The following is a 14,842-nucleotide window of genomic DNA, read 5'->3' as shown; positions in this document are numbered from 1 at the left end:
GTATGTTTACAGGAATTATAGAAGAGCTTGGCACCGTTGAACGCATTGTACGCGGTGGACGGTCGCTGCAGCTGACCATTGCGGCCAAAAAAGTGCTCGAGGACGTTCACCTTGGCGACAGTATTGCAGTCAGCGGTGTTTGTTTAACCGTCACGACTTTTACAAAAACGCACTTTACAGCAGATGTCATGCCTGAAACCTTTACATCAACGGCTCTTGCGGCGCTTACGCCAGGTGCACGTGTAAATTTGGAAAGAGCCATGGCGGCTAACGGCCGGTTTGGCGGACATTTCGTCTCCGGGCATGTGGATGGCGTCGGCCATATTGTTTCGAAAAAGCATGAGGAAAATGCCCTGTATGTGACCGTCTCGTATCCGGAAGAGCTGGGCCGTTACTTTTTGTACAAAGGCTCGATTGCCCTTGACGGCACATCGTTAACCCTTTTTGGGGTAACAGAAGAAGGCGTGACGGTCTCGCTTATTCCCCACACACAGGATGAGACGATTTTAGCGTCTAAAAGTGTCGGTGATCCGGTTAATATTGAATGCGATATGCTGGCAAAATACGTGGGCAGCATGCTTGAGAAAAGAGAGGCGCCCAAGCGAGGCGTCACAATGGATTTATTGAAAGAGAACGGCTATTTGTAAGGAGGAACATCTATGTTTTCAACAATTGAAGAAGCCATTTCAGATTTAAAGAAGGGAAAAGTCATCATTGTCGTCGACGATGAAGATCGTGAAAATGAAGGAGACCTTCTCGGCATTGCGGAACTCGCTGATGGTGCTATGATTAATTTTATGGCAAAAGAAGGACGAGGCCTTATTTGCGTGCCGGTCGAGGAACAAATCGCCAGCCGCCTTCAGTTCCACTCGATGGTGGAGCGCAACACAGACAGCCACGGTACAGCATTTACAGTCAGCGTCGATCATATCAACACGACGACAGGAATCAGTGCATTTGAACGGGCAGACACAGTAAAAGCCATCGTAGATGATGCAGCGGTGCCGGCTGATTTTAAACGGCCAGGACATATTTTTCCGCTAATTTCCAAATCCGGCGGCGTCCTGCGCAGAACGGGTCACACGGAAGCGGCGGTCGATCTGGCGAAACTGGCCGGACACAAGCCGGCTGGTGTCATTTGTGAAGTGATGAATGATGACGGCACGATGGCCCGCCTGCCGGAGCTTGAAGTGATGGCAAAAAAATTCGATTTGAAAATGATCACAATTGAACAGCTTGTCTCGTATCGCCGTGGTCGTGAAACGCTCATTCGCCGCGAAGCGGACATTCAGCTTCCAACCGACTTTGGCCATTTCCGTGCAGTTGGCTATGAGGAAGATTTAACAGGCCAGGATCATGTTGCGCTTGTAAAAGGAGACATTTCCGGCGGGGAGCCGGTGCTTGTCCGTGTTCATTCCGAATGCCTGACAGGTGATATTTTCGGCTCACACCGCTGTGACTGCGGACCGCAGCTTCATGCGGCGCTTGCACAGATCGAAGAAGAAGGCCGGGGCGTGCTTCTGTATATGCGCCAGGAAGGCCGCGGCATCGGGCTTATTAACAAGCTGAAAGCATATGAGCTGCAGGAGCAGGGATATGATACGGTCGAAGCAAACGTAAAGCTCGGGTTTAAAGATGACCTGCGTGATTATGGAATTGGTGCCCAAATTTTGCGTGACCTCGGCATTTCCAAAATGCGGCTGTTAACAAACAACCCGCGCAAAATTGCCGGCTTGAACGGATACGGTCTTGATATTGTGGAGCGTGTGCCGATCGAAATGCCGCCCAATAAGGACAACCGCCATTATTTAAAAACAAAAATTTCAAAGCTTGGACATTTATTACACGTAGAAGAGGAGAATCACTAATGGGAAAAACATTTGAGGGACATTTAATCGGATCAGGACTAAAAGTAGGCATCGTTGCCGGCCGTTTCAATGAATTTATTACAAGCAAGCTGATTGGCGGCGCACAGGACGGATTTATCCGTCACGGTGTTGAAGAAGAGAATATCGATATTGCCTGGGTGCCGGGTGCGTTTGAACTACCGATTGTGGCGAAAAAAATGGCGGAAAGCGGAAAATACGATGCCATTATTACACTGGGTGCCGTTATCCGCGGCGCAACAGCTCACTTTGACTATGTATGCAGTGAAGCTGCAAAAGGCACGGCGCAGGCTGGCATGCAAACGGGGGTACCGGTAATTTTCGGTCTTTTAACAACCGATACAATCGAGCAGGCGATTGAACGTGCTGGCACAAAAGCAGGCAATAAAGGCTGGGATGCAGCAATGTCTGCCATTGAAATGGCGAACTTGCTCCGCTCATTTGACGCGTGATATAATGGCTTTCGTGGCTGAGGCCTGCAGGATGCAGGGCACAAAGACGTTGCGGCAGGACGCCGCGGCTTTTAGTCTTTGAACCTTAACGCTATCCTGGAATAGCGGGCTTTCAGCGGGTAGGGAGAGGGCGCTTCACAGTAAGCAGGTTTTCAAAATGAATGGAGGAATATTTAAGCTTCGCGAACATGGAACAACCTTCGCGAAGGAATGGTCTGCGGGTGTAACCGGCTTTTTAACAGTCATTTACATTATTGCAGTGAACGGGCTCATTTTATCAGAAGCAGGTATGCCGTTTGAAGCAGCGGCTGCTGCAACTATTATCTCGGCGGCAGCAGGGTGCCTGATCATGGCGTTTTGGGCTAATGCACCGGTTATCATCGTGCCGGGTATGGGGATCAATGCCATGTTTACGTACACGTTTGTTCAGGAAATGGGCATGACATGGCAGCAGGCACTCGGCGTTACGGTTATGGCTGGCCTTTTATTTGCGGTCGTGACACTGACGCCGCTCGCAGGCAGGTTAAATGCGGTCGTGCCAGGCGCTTTAAAAGAAGCGATCACGATTGGACTTGGCTTGTTTTTAATTGTGATCGGAGTGGAAAAAGCTGGATTTTCCTGGGCCGCTCTTTTAACGCTTGCTTTTGCGCTTATTCTTTATTGGCGCAAGGTGCCGGGCACATTTATCTGGGTAATCGCAGCCGGTACAGGCATTGCCTGGCTGTTTGGCACGCTGCCGGATGAATCCGGTAGTGTAGGACTCGAAAGCTACGCCGATGTCCTGAATGCCTGGACATTTCAGGGTGTATCACCGTTTGTTTTTGTACCGGCCGTTTTTTCTTTGACAATGGTGCTGCTATTTGAAAACATCGGCCTCGTACACGGCCATTTAAACCTGGCCAGACAGCCGGAGAAATTTAAACGGACGATCCAGGCAAATGCCGCTGCCGTTGTAGCAAGCGGACTTGCCGGCTCAAGCGCCAATGTATCCGCGGTAGAAAGTGCAGCACCGATTGCATCCGGCGGACGGACAGGCCTGGTGCCGCTGACAGCAGGTCTTTTGTTTCCGCTTGCGTTTATCGCAGCACCTTATTTGAATATGGTGCCGGGTTCTGCTGTTGCTCCAATTTTAATCATCATCGGCACGCTGATGACAATGAATATTCGGCGTCTGCCTTTTTCTGATTGGACCGAATCGATTCCGGCGCTTGCGATTATCGCGCTTATTCCGCTTACATCAAGTATTGCAGATGGTATTGCGGCGGGCTTCATTTTGTATCCTCTTTTAAAAATGACCCGCGGACGATTCCGCGAAGTACCCGTTCCGATGTATGTCATCGCGGTGCTGTTCCTAATGAATACAATGGTTCACTAAAAATCCGCCTCTCAAGGCGGGTTTTTTAGTGTGTAGACAACTTCTTTCACTTTTACAAAAGAGCCGATAAGTGGTGTTGAAGATCAATCAGCCAAGAACTAGATAGACATTCTCTCTTTTTTAAAAAGAAAAATACAACTTTATTCGCTCTATACAATTCTGTTGCAAGCCACTTGGCGGCGTCCGGGTCAGCGCCTGCCCCATGGAAAGCGGAGCTGCCTGGACGACGCCAATCCAGTCTGTTCATGTGCACGGTTATCAATCATTTGTCTACAGTCTGAAAACCCGCCTCCTGGGACGGGTTTTTCTTTTGTTAAAAATCACACAAACACTTCTAAATCCAACACCAACGGCTTTAAATCTGCTATACTAAACAGCAAATCAGCTGTGAAAGAGGGAGTTATGTTGGAGATTTCGTACATTAAAGGCCATGGGTCAGGCAATGATTTTATTTTAATTGATGAGTGGGCAAACGCCTATACATTTACAGAAGAGAACCGCCGCGATCTCGCGCTGGCGCTTTGCAACCGGGAAAAGGGAATTGGAGCAGACGGCATTGTGTTTGTAATGGAAAGTGCACAGGCCGATGCAAAAATGCGCATTTTCAACAGTGACGGGTCAGAAGCTTCTATGTGCGGCAACGGGCTTCGTCTGCATGGGCGGTATGTACTCGACAAACTCGGTAAAAACGAGATTGTCGTTGAAACGAATAAAGCAGACCTGTATGTAAAGCGGGATGGTGACATTTATAAAGGCGTACCGGCGTATCGTGTACAAATATCGCCAGTTCTGTTTAACCTGGCCGATTTGCCGATGGCGATCGGAAAGGAGCGCTTGTTTGATGAAGTCGTGCCGGAGCTGTCCGATTCTATCCGGTTTTCCGCGCTCGCCGTACCGAATCCTCATTTGATTGTGGTGGCGGACCGGGAACTGATTGCTTCTGATGAGCAAAAACGGATTTCAGAAGAGCTAAATGGAAAAAATGAGATTACGCCGGATGGTGTAAATGTCAGCTTTGTGTATCCAATCCAAAAAGGAACCCTGTATGTACGGACGTTTGAACGCGGCGTCGGCTTTACAAACGCGTGTGGTACAGCCATGTCCGCTTCTACGCTTACCACATGCCAGCTCGGTTTAAATGAAATGGAAACGCCTATTGACGTGTATAACAACGGTGGAAAAGTCCGCTGCGAGGTGCATGTGCATGAAGACGGGCAGTACTCCATTGATTTAATCGGAAACGGGACATATATGTTCCAGGGAACCATCAATGTCGATCTTGATACACCGCATCATTTTACGGTTCATAACCAGGAGGCATTCGCCGAACAGCAGGCATACGAGCAGCTGCGCGAGGAAGTAGAATCGTATCTTGCTTCTACTGTTTTTTAATCCAGGAATGATTCCTGGATTTTTTTAAACAGTTACGGGTATAAAATCGTTATAATCTTGAAAGGAAGATGGCGATTGCAAAAAAAAAATTGGCGTCCCTACGCTTATTACGGCTCGCTAGCCCTGTTTCTCGTACTGTTTACGTGGGGATTTTTCGAAGTAGTAGACGCCTTGCGGGAAAATGAGGTAGAAGCGTTTGATTCAAAAATCATCCATGAAGTGCAGTCCTGGATAAACGAAGGCCGAACGGGCCGAATGGTATTTTTAACGAGCTTTGGCTCGGTCACATTCTTCACGATTGCCACCGGGGCAATTTCTCTTTTTCTTGTTGTCCGCAGACGGTACGGCTGGGCGCTTTTTTTTGTGCTGGTCAATGGGCTCGGCGGCGTGTTTAACAGCTTTTTAAAAGGGCTGTTTCAACGCCAGCGCCCGGATGTGCTGCCATTGATTGAGCAAGGCGGCTACAGCTTTCCGAGCGGCCACTCCATGGGATCTTTTATTTTTTACGGCGCGCTTTCATTTATGCTGTTTCGACTTGTGAAAGGAAAATGGAAAAAAACAACGGCGGCGCTCCTGGCCGGATGTATGATTGTGTTAATTGGCTTATCGCGCATTTACCTCGGTGTTCATTACCCGAGTGATGTGCTGGCAGGCTTTTCTATTGGTGCTGCCTGGCTGTTTTTTTGGATCATGCTGTTTCACTTTACCGAGTATCGGCTTAACCGGCGGCTTTCTCAATATTGAGAAAGCCGTTTTTTTGACGGCACAGGCCGTTATTTTGGCCCAGTGAGCCAAAAAAGGGGCCCAGGCAGCAGACAAAGCGCTTTTTGTCGGCGTTTTCACTATAGGCACAACGCTTGCAATAAAAGAAGCGAACGACCAATTAAAAGGGGGAACGAACAAATGAAAACAACAGCCGTCAATGAAAACCAGCAGTCTGAAGTCCAAACAAATATGAAAGCAGCCGTTGTCAATGCGTTTCATCAGCAGCTTGAAATCAAAGATGTACCAAAGCCATCCGTTAATATTGCGGATGAAAAGCTAGATCTCGCTAAAAGCCTCGGAGCAGACGAAGTAGTGAATGGAATGAACGAGAACCCGGCCGAAGCCATTACCGAAAAAGTAGGCGGTGTGCGGGCGGCGATCAGCGTGGCTGTCACGAAAAAAGCCTTTGAGCAGGCATACCGTTCTGTAAAGCGTGGTGGGACGCTTGTTGTGGTAGGACTGCCAAATGATGAACTGCCGATTCCGATTTTTAATACGGTTTTAAATGGCGTATCTGTAAAAAGCTCTATTGTCGGTACACGCCTTGATATGAAAGAAGCACTTGACTTTGCGGCGCGCAGTAAAGTAAAAGCACAGGTAGAAACGGCACCGCTTGATGAGGTTAACAGCGTATTCGACAAAATGACACAAGGAAAAATTAATGGGCGTATTGTGCTCACTTTGTAAGCGGATCGGTTGACATTCATAGAGGGAACCGTTATTTTGGAAATGTAAGCGTTTTATATAACAGTTTCCATCATTCAAAGGGGGAAAGGGTATATGATCTACGCAAATCCAGGACAGGAAGGCTCAAAGGTTACATTCAAGGCAAAATACGACAATTACATTAATGGCGAGTGGACAGCACCGCTTGGCGGCCAGTACTTTGAAAATACGACGCCTGTGACAGGCGAAGTATTTTGTGAGGTGGCCCGTTCTCAGGCGGAGGATATTGAACTTGCTCTTGATGCTGCACATGGTGCCAGAGAAGCGTGGGGCAAAACGTCGCCGGCCGAGCGTGCGAACATTTTAAATAAAATTGCCGATCGTCTGGAAGAAAATTTGGAAATGCTGGCAGTTGCGGAAACATGGGACAACGGAAAAGCAGTCAGGGAAACGCTTAATGCGGATCTGCCACTCGCGATTGATCATTTTCGTTATTTTGCCGGGGCGATTCGGGCTCAAGAGGGCTCACTATCACAAATTGATGACACGACGGTCGCCTACCATTTTCATGAGCCGCTGGGCGTTGTCGGCCAAATTATTCCGTGGAACTTCCCGCTCCTCATGGGTGTATGGAAACTGGCGCCGGCACTGGCAGCAGGAAACTGTGTGGTCTTGAAGCCGGCAGAACAGACTCCGGCGTCTATTCTGGTGTTTATGGAGCTAATTGAAGATTTGCTGCCGCCAGGCGTTGTTAATATTGTCAATGGCTTTGGGCTCGAAGCCGGAAAGCCGCTTGCTTCTAATAAACGAATTGCCAAAATTGCGTTTACCGGTGAAACGACAACTGGCCGCTTGATTATGCAGTATGCTTCGCAAAATTTGATTCCGGTCACGCTGGAGCTTGGCGGCAAGTCGCCGAATATTTTCTTTGATGACATTATGGAAGAAGATGATGCGTTTTTAAACAAAGCGGTCGAAGGATTTGTCATGTTTGCCCTGAACCAGGGAGAAGTATGTACATGCCCATCCCGTGCGCTTGTTCACGAAAATATTTACGACAAATTTATGGAACGCGTCATTAAACGGGTGAATGAAATTAAAACAGGCAACCCGCTTGATACGGATACAATGATGGGGGCACAGGCGTCAAACGAGCAGATGGAAAAAATTCTGTCATACCTTGATATCGGCAAGCAGGAAGGAGCCGAGTGCCTGGCCGGTGGTGAGCGAAATACGGTGGAAGGATTTGAAAACGGCTACTACATTAAGCCGACGGTTTTCAAAGGCCATAATAAAATGCGTATTTTCCAGGAAGAGATTTTCGGACCGGTTGTGTCGGTCACAACCTTTAAAGATGAAGCGGAAGCCCTTGAAATCGCCAATGATTCTTTGTACGGTCTTGGCGCAGGGGTCTGGTCCCGTCATCAAAACCGGGCATACCGGTTTGGTCGCAGCATTCAAGCAGGTCGTGTGTGGACAAACTGTTATCACCAGTATCCGGCGCATGCGGCATTCGGCGGCTATAAAATGTCCGGTATCGGCCGTGAAAACCATTTGATGATGCTGAATCATTACCAGCAGACGAAAAACCTGCTTGTCAGCTATTCAGAAGACGCACTTGGATTCTTTTAAACCATTACGCGCTGCCGCTTTTGTGCGGCGGCGTTCTTTTTGTCAGGAGGGGAGAAGCATGGTAGACCGTGTAACGGCAACGTCCGAGGCCATAGAGTTAATTGAAAAGCTGAAGGAAAAGCATGGACCGCTTATGTTTCATCAGTCAGGGGGGTGCTGTGATGGCAGCTCTCCTATGTGCTACCCGGATGGTGAATTTTTAACGGGAGATTCAGACAAACTGCTTGGTGAAATTGGCGGCGCCAGGTTTTACATCAGTGACGCCCAATATGAATACTGGAAGCACACACAGCTCATTATTGATGTGGTAAATGGGCGGGGCGGTATGTTTTCACTTGAAGGGCCGGAGGGAAAACGGTTTTTAACGAGATCGCGTGTGTTTACTGAAGAAGAGCGCCGTGAGCTCAATATATAAACGAAACAGGCCCCTTCAGACTGGGGCTTGTTTCATTTCATTTAAATAACAGCGGCTTTTTCATTTGCTTTAAGTGTTCAAACATTTTTTACGAGATATTCTTCGCTTCCGCTTCCGGCTTATTACAGCCGCTTTTCATACAGGCAATCTTTAATACTTTCTCTCCGAATTCATGAAGCGAATCCGCTTCTAAAAATTAATTTCTGCAGCAAGTTCATATAGCTGACTATCCTTTTGTGTTGTTTGTTCTATTTGGCCACTCCTGCGTATAATGAAAAAAAGGAAATGAGGAAAGCATATGTGTTTAATTGCCATTGCTTATCAGGTGAACAGAGATAAGCCGCTCGTTGTGGCAGCAAATCGGGATGAATTTTATGGGCGGCCGACGCTCCCCTCTCACTGGTGGGAGGAAGCCCCCATTTTAGCGGGGCGTGATCTGGAAAAGGGTGGCACCTGGATGGAGCTTTCCAAAAACGGCCGCTTTTGTGCGCTGACGAATTACCGGGAGCCGGGCGTAGAAGGAAAAGAAAAAGCATCACGCGGCCATATTGTCCGTTCTTTTTTAGAAAGCGAGGCAAGTGCAGAAGTGTTTTTGAATAACCTGGACAGGGAAAAAAAACGCTATCCCGGTTTTAATGTAATTGCCGGTACGATAGAAGCGTTATGGGTATACAGCAGCCGATCAGGGAGCCGGCCATTTCGTCTTCCACCAGGTATTCATGCCATCAGCAATGCTTTTTTAAATACGCCGTGGCCGAAAACGGTCAAAATTAAGCAGGGAATGAAAGAATCTTTTGGGCGAAAAGAAGAGATGTTTTCTATGCTTCAAGACAGGGAGCGCGCAGCCGATGAGGCTCTGCCAGACACCGGGGTAACGATCGAGTGGGAACGGCTGCTGTCGCCGATTTTTATTGAAAGCCCGCACTATGGTACGCGCTGCTCTACTGTCCTCCAGGTAAACAGCTGCCGGCAGGCACAATGGACAGAGCGGACTTTTAAATCGGGCAAACCCTTTAAAGAACAATCTTTTACCTTGGATTTTTACTAATAACATTATGTGCAAAATTCAAAAAGAAAGGAAAAATAAACATGCCTTTAAAAAGAAGCCATGATCCAAAAACAAATATGCATTTGATCGAAGCTTATTTTAAAGACAGCCTGCCGCTGCTTCAAGCTGTCGAGGAAACAAACAGCCTTTTTTTTGCTTCAGCGGCAGAATGGAAGCCGGAAGAAGAAAAAAAATCGCTGTTTGACGTTTTGAAATCTCTATGGACTAGACGAGAGGAACCGATCCAGCTGCACCGTACACTTGTAGATGAAACAGGGGCTTATCCAGATTGGAAGCCAGTGCTGGACCGGGAATACAGCGTGCTGGAAGAGCGGGCCGTCTCTACTGTTTATGTAAAACCCGGAGACGACATTCAAGGCGCACTTTCTGGAGGCGGAAAAACCATTTATTTAGCGGAAGGAACATACATCGTCGATGAACTGCACGTTCCATCGAATACCATCGTCAGGGGAGCGGGGGTAGGAAAAACGATCCTAAAGCTCCGGGACACGGCCCCGAAAAGAAGCTTTGTGCTGACAAATGAAAATCATGTGAAAGGCAACCATCACATATTAATAGAAGGGTTAACACTTGATTGGTCGCTTGAGCGGCTTCATCCTGATGAAAAGTCATCCAGCGGAAACAACCGGTCAAGCTGTTTAACTTTTGCAAATGTCACATACGGCTGGATTCGGAACTGTGATGCGATCAATCCTGGCCTGCATTGCTATGACGTATCCTCGACCCTGTACGATTATTCGGGAGACGGCCACCGCGCCAGAGGCGGAAGCCGCTTTGTCTGGATTGACGGCTGTACGGGAACCGGCTTTGGGGACGACGGCGTGACGACACATCACAGTGACTACATTTTCATTTCGAATTGTTTTATGTGTGATCCATCAGGGCGCAGCCATAAAAAAGGAATTTCAAACTCCAACGGATTTGAAGTCGACGACGGCTCGCGGACGGTCTGGCTCGTGAATAATGTGTCGGCCCGCTGCTTCGGCGGTGTAGAAATTAAAGCACACGCAACCAGTTCAGCGGCTGCCAATGTGCATATTATTGGCCATCTGTCCGAAAACGACAATCGATCATTTAATTTCCGCCATATCGGCCATCACGCAGCAGAAGATCCGGATTCAAAAACAGCCCGGTTCATTACCGCAACGCGCATTGTCTCTATTCACCCTATTTACACAGAGCTATATGCTGTATCAAAACCGCGCGTTTTAACTGTGTCCGCTTACCATCATGTTGTGGTGAACGGGCTGCGTGCAGTTGGTGATCCGGCGTATGATTATAAAAATCTGCCTGTAGCAGGTATTCAATACAAAGCGAAACATGTGCATATTCGCGACATAGCCATGCGTGATTTTGCTACAGCTGGTGCTGCGCTCAAAGTATTCGGCGGCGCGAACAAACCGGAATATGTGACGATCGAAAATGCCCGTTTTGTTAATTGTGGACCATGCCCGCTTTCTATTTCGGCGGGTGCAACGAGCGCTTCATCGAAAAACACGACAACCGCTTGAAACGAGCGGTTGTTTTCTATAATATAAGAATTGTGCGAAAATATTGTTTTATTAAAAAAGTGATTTTTCTATTTTTCCAAAAGATAGGGTTGTATTCAAGTAGAAAGACCGATATAATGTCTACTATACAAAAACAAATGTACATCAGAAAAATACATAGTTGAGGTGACGTTTAGGATGAAGGACAATGTAAAAGTAGGATTACTCGGTCTCGGGACAGTTGGCACAGGCGTTGTCAAGATGATTCAGGATCATCAGGAACAGCTTGCTCACCGCGTTGGCTGCTCGGTTGAAGTCACAAAAGTATTGGTCAAAAATGTTGAGAAAAAGCGTGAAGTGGAGCTGGCAAAAGAGTCCCTCACACTTGATCCATATGATGTAATCAACGATCCGGACGTGGATGTGATCGTCGAAGTAATGGGCGGTATTGATGAAACGAAAAAGCTTTTGCTGGATGCACTTCATCAGAAAAAACACGTTGTGACAGCGAACAAAGACCTTGTGGCGCTGTACGGGTCAGAACTGCTGAAGGCAGCGGCAGAAAATGGCTGTGACTTTTACTATGAAGCAAGTGTTGCCGGCGGTATCCCGATTATCCGGGGTCTTGCAGATGGACTTGCTTCTGATAAAATCAGAACGATGATGGGGATTGTCAACGGTACGACCAACTTTATCCTGACAAAAATGAACAAAGAAGGCATGTCGTACGAAGTGGCGCTTCAAGAAGCACAGGATCTTGGCTTTGCAGAAGCAGACCCGACTTCCGACGTAGAAGGTCTTGATGCCGCTCGTAAAATGGCAATTCTGGCCCGCCTTGCTTTCTCGATGGATATCGAGCTTGAAGATGTAGATGTAAGCGGAATTTCTAAAGTATCAGACAGCGATTTAAAACATGGCCAGACACTTGGCTACACGATGAAGCTAATTGGCTATGCAGATCAGCAAAATGGCGGAGCTGAAGTGAGCGTGCAGCCAACGTTCCTATCAAACAATCACCCGCTTGCTTCTGTCAACGATGAATACAATGCCGTTTACGTGTACGGAGATGCGGTTGGTGAAACGATGTTTTACGGACCGGGTGCCGGCGGACTTCCGACAGCAACGTCGATCGTCAGTGACCTTGTTGCCGTTATTACCAACATGAGACTCGGTGTAAATGGAAAAAGCATCGCTGTACCGCAGTTTGAAAAGCAGCTGAAAGCATCAGATGAAAAATTTGCGAAATACTTTATCCGTCTTCACGTTCGCGATGAAGTAGGCGCGTTTTCTGAGCTGACGAAGCTGTTTTCAAGTAATGGCATCAGCTTTGAAAAAATTCTTCAGCTGCCGCTTGAAGAAGACGGTGTCGCTGAGATTGTTATTGTTACACACAGAGCATCAGATGAAAGCTACAAACAAATGCAGGAACAAATCAAAGACTTGGCGGTTGTTCGTTCAATTGAAAGTTTCTACCGCGTTGAAGGAGAAGGAGCATAATTATGGCAAAATGGGAAGGTTTATTACACCAATACAAAGAATTTTTACCGGTTACGGAAAACACACCGGCCCTTTCACTAATGGAAGGAAACACACCGCTGATTCCGCTTGTGAATATTTCTAAAAAACTCGGTGTGAACATTCACGTAAAAGTAGAGGGTGCTAATCCAACTGGCTCTTTTAAAGACCGCGGTATGGTAATGGCAGTAGCCAAAGCGAAAGAAGAAGGAAGCAACACGGTTATCTGTGCGTCAACAGGGAACACATCTGCCGCAGCGGCTGCGTATGCATCGCGTGCAGGAATGAAAACCATTGTTGTCATTCCTGACGGCAAAATTGCTCTTGGTAAACTGGCACAGGCAATGATGTACGGAGCTGAAATTGTCGCGATTGAAGGAAACTTTGATGAAGCTTTGACAATGGTCCGCAATATCAGCGAAAAATCACCGATTACACTTGTAAACTCTGTGAACCCATATCGGATCGAAGGACAAAAAACAGCTGCATTTGAAGTATGCGACCAGCTTGGACAAGCACCGGATGTGTTAGCGATCCCGGTTGGAAATGCCGGTAATATCACCGCATACTGGAAAGGCTTTAAAGAATACAATGAAAAATTCGGCACGGGCCTTCCGCGCATGCACGGATTTGAAGCAGAAGGAGCGGCAGCGATCGTTCAGGGAGAGCCAATTGCCCAGCCGGAAACAGTGGCAACGGCAATCCGGATCGGTAACCCGGCCAGCTGGAAATTTGCAGAAGCAGCGCGTGATGAGTCGGGCGGTAAAATCGATTTTGTTACAGACGCTGAAATTTTAGAAGCATACGAAATGATGACACGTGAAGAAGGTATTTTTGCAGAACCTGCATCAAATGCGTCGATCGCGGGTATCATCAAGCATGTGAAATCAGGCGAAATCGAGCAGGGAGCAAACATTGTCGCTGTACTGACTGGAAACGGCTTGAAAGATCCGCAAACAGCGATTGCGCAAATCGAGAAAAAGCCAACGGTTCTGCCAAACAGTGAAGAAGCGGTGTTTAACTTTATCCGCGGAGTGGTGGAAGCATGATTTCTTCCGGCTCTTTGAAAGTGCCGGCATCAACGGCCAATTTAGGGCCTGGATTTGACTCGATCGGCCTTGCTTTTAACCTTTATTTAACGGTAGACGTTAAGCAGGCGGAGCAGTGGGCATTTTCTCACGAATCCGACCTGCTTGCGGGACTCCCCGAAGATGACCGCCATTTAATTGCGGTCGTAGCAAAAAAAACAGCCGCTCTTCGCGGCGTAGAAATGCCGCCGGTAGAAGCGGTGCTAAAAAGTGAGATTCCGCTTGCCAGAGGCCTTGGCAGCAGTGCAGCCGCCATTGCAGCAGGTATTGAAATTGCCGACCGCTTTGCCAGCCTACAGTTAACGGATGCGGAAAAATTAAACATCGGTGATCAATTTGAAGGGCACCCGGACAATATCGGTGCCTCTCTGTTTGGCGGTATGGTATGCGGTGTGTCGCTGGGAGAGCAGGCGGAGCTGCTGTCTTTGCCCGCGCCTGATGTAGATTTGATTGCGATTGTGCCGCCGTATGAATTAAAAACGGAAGATGCACGCAACGTTTTGCCGGATTCGTTCAGCCGTAAGGACGCGGTTTTAGCCAGTGCGGTTTCCAATATGCTCACAGCGGCGTTTATGCAGCGGGATTATGATACAGCCGGCCGTATGATGGAACGTGATGTTTTTCATGAGCCGTACCGTGCTGCACTTATTAAAGAATTTGCTCCAGCGCGCGAGAAGGCGAAAGAGCTCGGGGCGTATGCGACGGTTATCAGCGGTGCAGGCCCGACCGTTTTGACTCTGGCGCCGCTCGGCAAAGGTGCAGCGATTGCATCGGCTTTCAAGGAGCGGTTTCCAGACTGTGATATTTTACAATTGAATGTGGAAGCAAACGGCCCAGTGTGGCAATAAAAAAACCGGCGGAAATTTCCGCCGGTCAGACTGTAGACAAAAGGGACTTGGAATGGCCTCATTCCAAGTCCCTTTTTAAATTTTGATGAGGTTTTCTTGGAAACTAACTGCAAAATGGGCGAGAATCGTGCATTTTGCCCTCTGCGAGGGTCTATTTTTATGATGCTACTGGACCTTTCCATGTCCAGCAGGCCAGCTTCTTCAAATTCATGGCAGCAAAAGTCAGCATCGCCTGCATAGACAATTTTT

13 protein-coding genes and 1 pseudogene are annotated in these 14,842 nt (G+C 47.9%); all 14 read left to right on the top strand.

The genetic code is table 11. The features are described from left to right. The first annotated feature begins 2 nt into the window (after window positions 1–2). A complete protein-coding gene (ribE, locus tag VP97_RS18190) occupies window positions 3–647 on the top strand; it encodes a riboflavin synthase (RefSeq protein ID WP_050183504.1) in 645 nt (214 codons plus the stop codon). Window positions 648–659: 12 nt separating this feature from the next. Beyond that, window positions 660–1,868 carry a bifunctional 3,4-dihydroxy-2-butanone-4-phosphate synthase/GTP cyclohydrolase II gene (locus VP97_RS18185; protein WP_050183503.1) on the top strand — a complete coding sequence of 403 codons (1,209 nt, stop codon included), beginning with the start codon at window positions 660–662 and terminating at the stop codon, window positions 1,866–1,868. Then, window positions 1,868–2,338: a 6,7-dimethyl-8-ribityllumazine synthase gene (gene ribH, locus VP97_RS18180; RefSeq protein WP_050183502.1), complete on the top strand. Its 471-nt coding sequence runs from the start codon at window positions 1,868–1,870 to the stop codon at window positions 2,336–2,338. Before VP97_RS18185 ends, ribH begins: the two co-directional genes overlap by 1 nt. A gap of 157 nt (window positions 2,339–2,495) precedes the next feature. Continuing rightward, the gene (locus VP97_RS18175) at window positions 2,496–3,713 is read left to right on the top strand and encodes an NCS2 family permease (RefSeq protein WP_050183501.1); all 1,218 of its coding nucleotides are present in this window, start codon (window positions 2,496–2,498) and stop codon (window positions 3,711–3,713) included. Window positions 3,714–4,118: 405 nt separating this feature from the next. After that, complete coding sequence (dapF, locus tag VP97_RS18165; protein ID WP_050183528.1) at window positions 4,119–5,105, top strand: diaminopimelate epimerase; 987 nt, start codon at window positions 4,119–4,121, stop codon at window positions 5,103–5,105. Between the two features lie 75 nt (window positions 5,106–5,180). Beyond that, window positions 5,181–5,849, top strand: a complete 669-nt coding sequence (locus VP97_RS18160; RefSeq protein WP_050183499.1) for a phosphatase PAP2 family protein — start codon at window positions 5,181–5,183, stop codon at window positions 5,847–5,849. Window positions 5,850–6,122: 273 nt separating this feature from the next. After that, a pseudogene (locus tag VP97_RS18155) lies at window positions 6,123–6,557 on the top strand (zinc-binding dehydrogenase); the annotation flags it as partial. Between the two features lie 93 nt (window positions 6,558–6,650). Further along, window positions 6,651–8,168 (top strand): aldehyde dehydrogenase, encoded by a 1,518-nt coding sequence (adh, locus tag VP97_RS18150; RefSeq protein WP_050183498.1) that lies wholly within the window; start codon window positions 6,651–6,653, stop codon window positions 8,166–8,168. Between the two features lie 58 nt (window positions 8,169–8,226). Then, window positions 8,227–8,583 (top strand): DUF779 domain-containing protein, encoded by a 357-nt coding sequence (locus VP97_RS18145; RefSeq protein ID WP_050183497.1) that lies wholly within the window; start codon window positions 8,227–8,229, stop codon window positions 8,581–8,583. A gap of 298 nt (window positions 8,584–8,881) precedes the next feature. Then, window positions 8,882–9,631, top strand: coding sequence for an NRDE family protein (locus tag VP97_RS18140; protein ID WP_050183496.1), 750 nt, complete (start codon window positions 8,882–8,884; stop codon window positions 9,629–9,631). A gap of 41 nt (window positions 9,632–9,672) precedes the next feature. Next, window positions 9,673–11,163 (top strand): pectate lyase family protein, encoded by a 1,491-nt coding sequence (locus VP97_RS18135; protein ID WP_050183495.1) that lies wholly within the window; start codon window positions 9,673–9,675, stop codon window positions 11,161–11,163. Window positions 11,164–11,340: 177 nt separating this feature from the next. Then, a complete protein-coding gene (locus VP97_RS18130) occupies window positions 11,341–12,639 on the top strand; it encodes a homoserine dehydrogenase (protein ID WP_050183494.1) in 1,299 nt (432 codons plus the stop codon). 2 nt (window positions 12,640–12,641) lie between these two features. Next, window positions 12,642–13,706: a threonine synthase gene (gene thrC, locus VP97_RS18125; RefSeq protein ID WP_050183493.1), complete on the top strand. Its 1,065-nt coding sequence runs from the start codon at window positions 12,642–12,644 to the stop codon at window positions 13,704–13,706. Then, complete coding sequence (thrB, locus tag VP97_RS18120) at window positions 13,703–14,593, top strand: homoserine kinase (RefSeq protein ID WP_050183492.1); 891 nt, start codon at window positions 13,703–13,705, stop codon at window positions 14,591–14,593. Before thrC ends, thrB begins: the two co-directional genes overlap by 4 nt. Window positions 14,594–14,842 lie beyond the last annotated feature (249 nt).

Source organism: Domibacillus robiginosus (genome assembly GCF_000966195.1).
GTDB classification, from domain to species: Bacteria; Bacillota; Bacilli; order Bacillales; family Domibacillaceae; genus Domibacillus; species Domibacillus robiginosus.
Note: the sequence above shows the minus strand (reverse complement) of the source record. Positions and strands in the feature narration are given on the sequence as shown.

What these genes read in the sequence shown, in the direction of transcription:
- ribE (WP_050183504.1), top strand. Translation starts at nt 3, where the DNA reads ATGTTTACAGGAATTATAGAAGAGCTTGGCACCGTTGAACGCATTGTA.
- VP97_RS18185 (WP_050183503.1), top strand. Translation starts at nt 660, where the DNA reads ATGTTTTCAACAATTGAAGAAGCCATTTCAGATTTAAAGAAGGGAAAA.
- ribH (WP_050183502.1), top strand. Translation starts at nt 1,868, where the DNA reads ATGGGAAAAACATTTGAGGGACATTTAATCGGATCAGGACTAAAAGTA.
- VP97_RS18175 (WP_050183501.1), top strand. Translation starts at nt 2,496, where the DNA reads ATGAATGGAGGAATATTTAAGCTTCGCGAACATGGAACAACCTTCGCG.
- adh (WP_050183498.1), top strand. Translation starts at nt 6,651, where the DNA reads ATGATCTACGCAAATCCAGGACAGGAAGGCTCAAAGGTTACATTCAAG.
- VP97_RS18145 (WP_050183497.1), top strand. Translation starts at nt 8,227, where the DNA reads ATGGTAGACCGTGTAACGGCAACGTCCGAGGCCATAGAGTTAATTGAA.
- VP97_RS18140 (WP_050183496.1), top strand. Translation starts at nt 8,882, where the DNA reads ATGTGTTTAATTGCCATTGCTTATCAGGTGAACAGAGATAAGCCGCTC.
- VP97_RS18135 (WP_050183495.1), top strand. Translation starts at nt 9,673, where the DNA reads ATGCCTTTAAAAAGAAGCCATGATCCAAAAACAAATATGCATTTGATC.
- VP97_RS18130 (WP_050183494.1), top strand. Translation starts at nt 11,341, where the DNA reads ATGAAGGACAATGTAAAAGTAGGATTACTCGGTCTCGGGACAGTTGGC.
- thrC (WP_050183493.1), top strand. Translation starts at nt 12,642, where the DNA reads ATGGCAAAATGGGAAGGTTTATTACACCAATACAAAGAATTTTTACCG.
- thrB (WP_050183492.1), top strand. Translation starts at nt 13,703, where the DNA reads ATGATTTCTTCCGGCTCTTTGAAAGTGCCGGCATCAACGGCCAATTTA.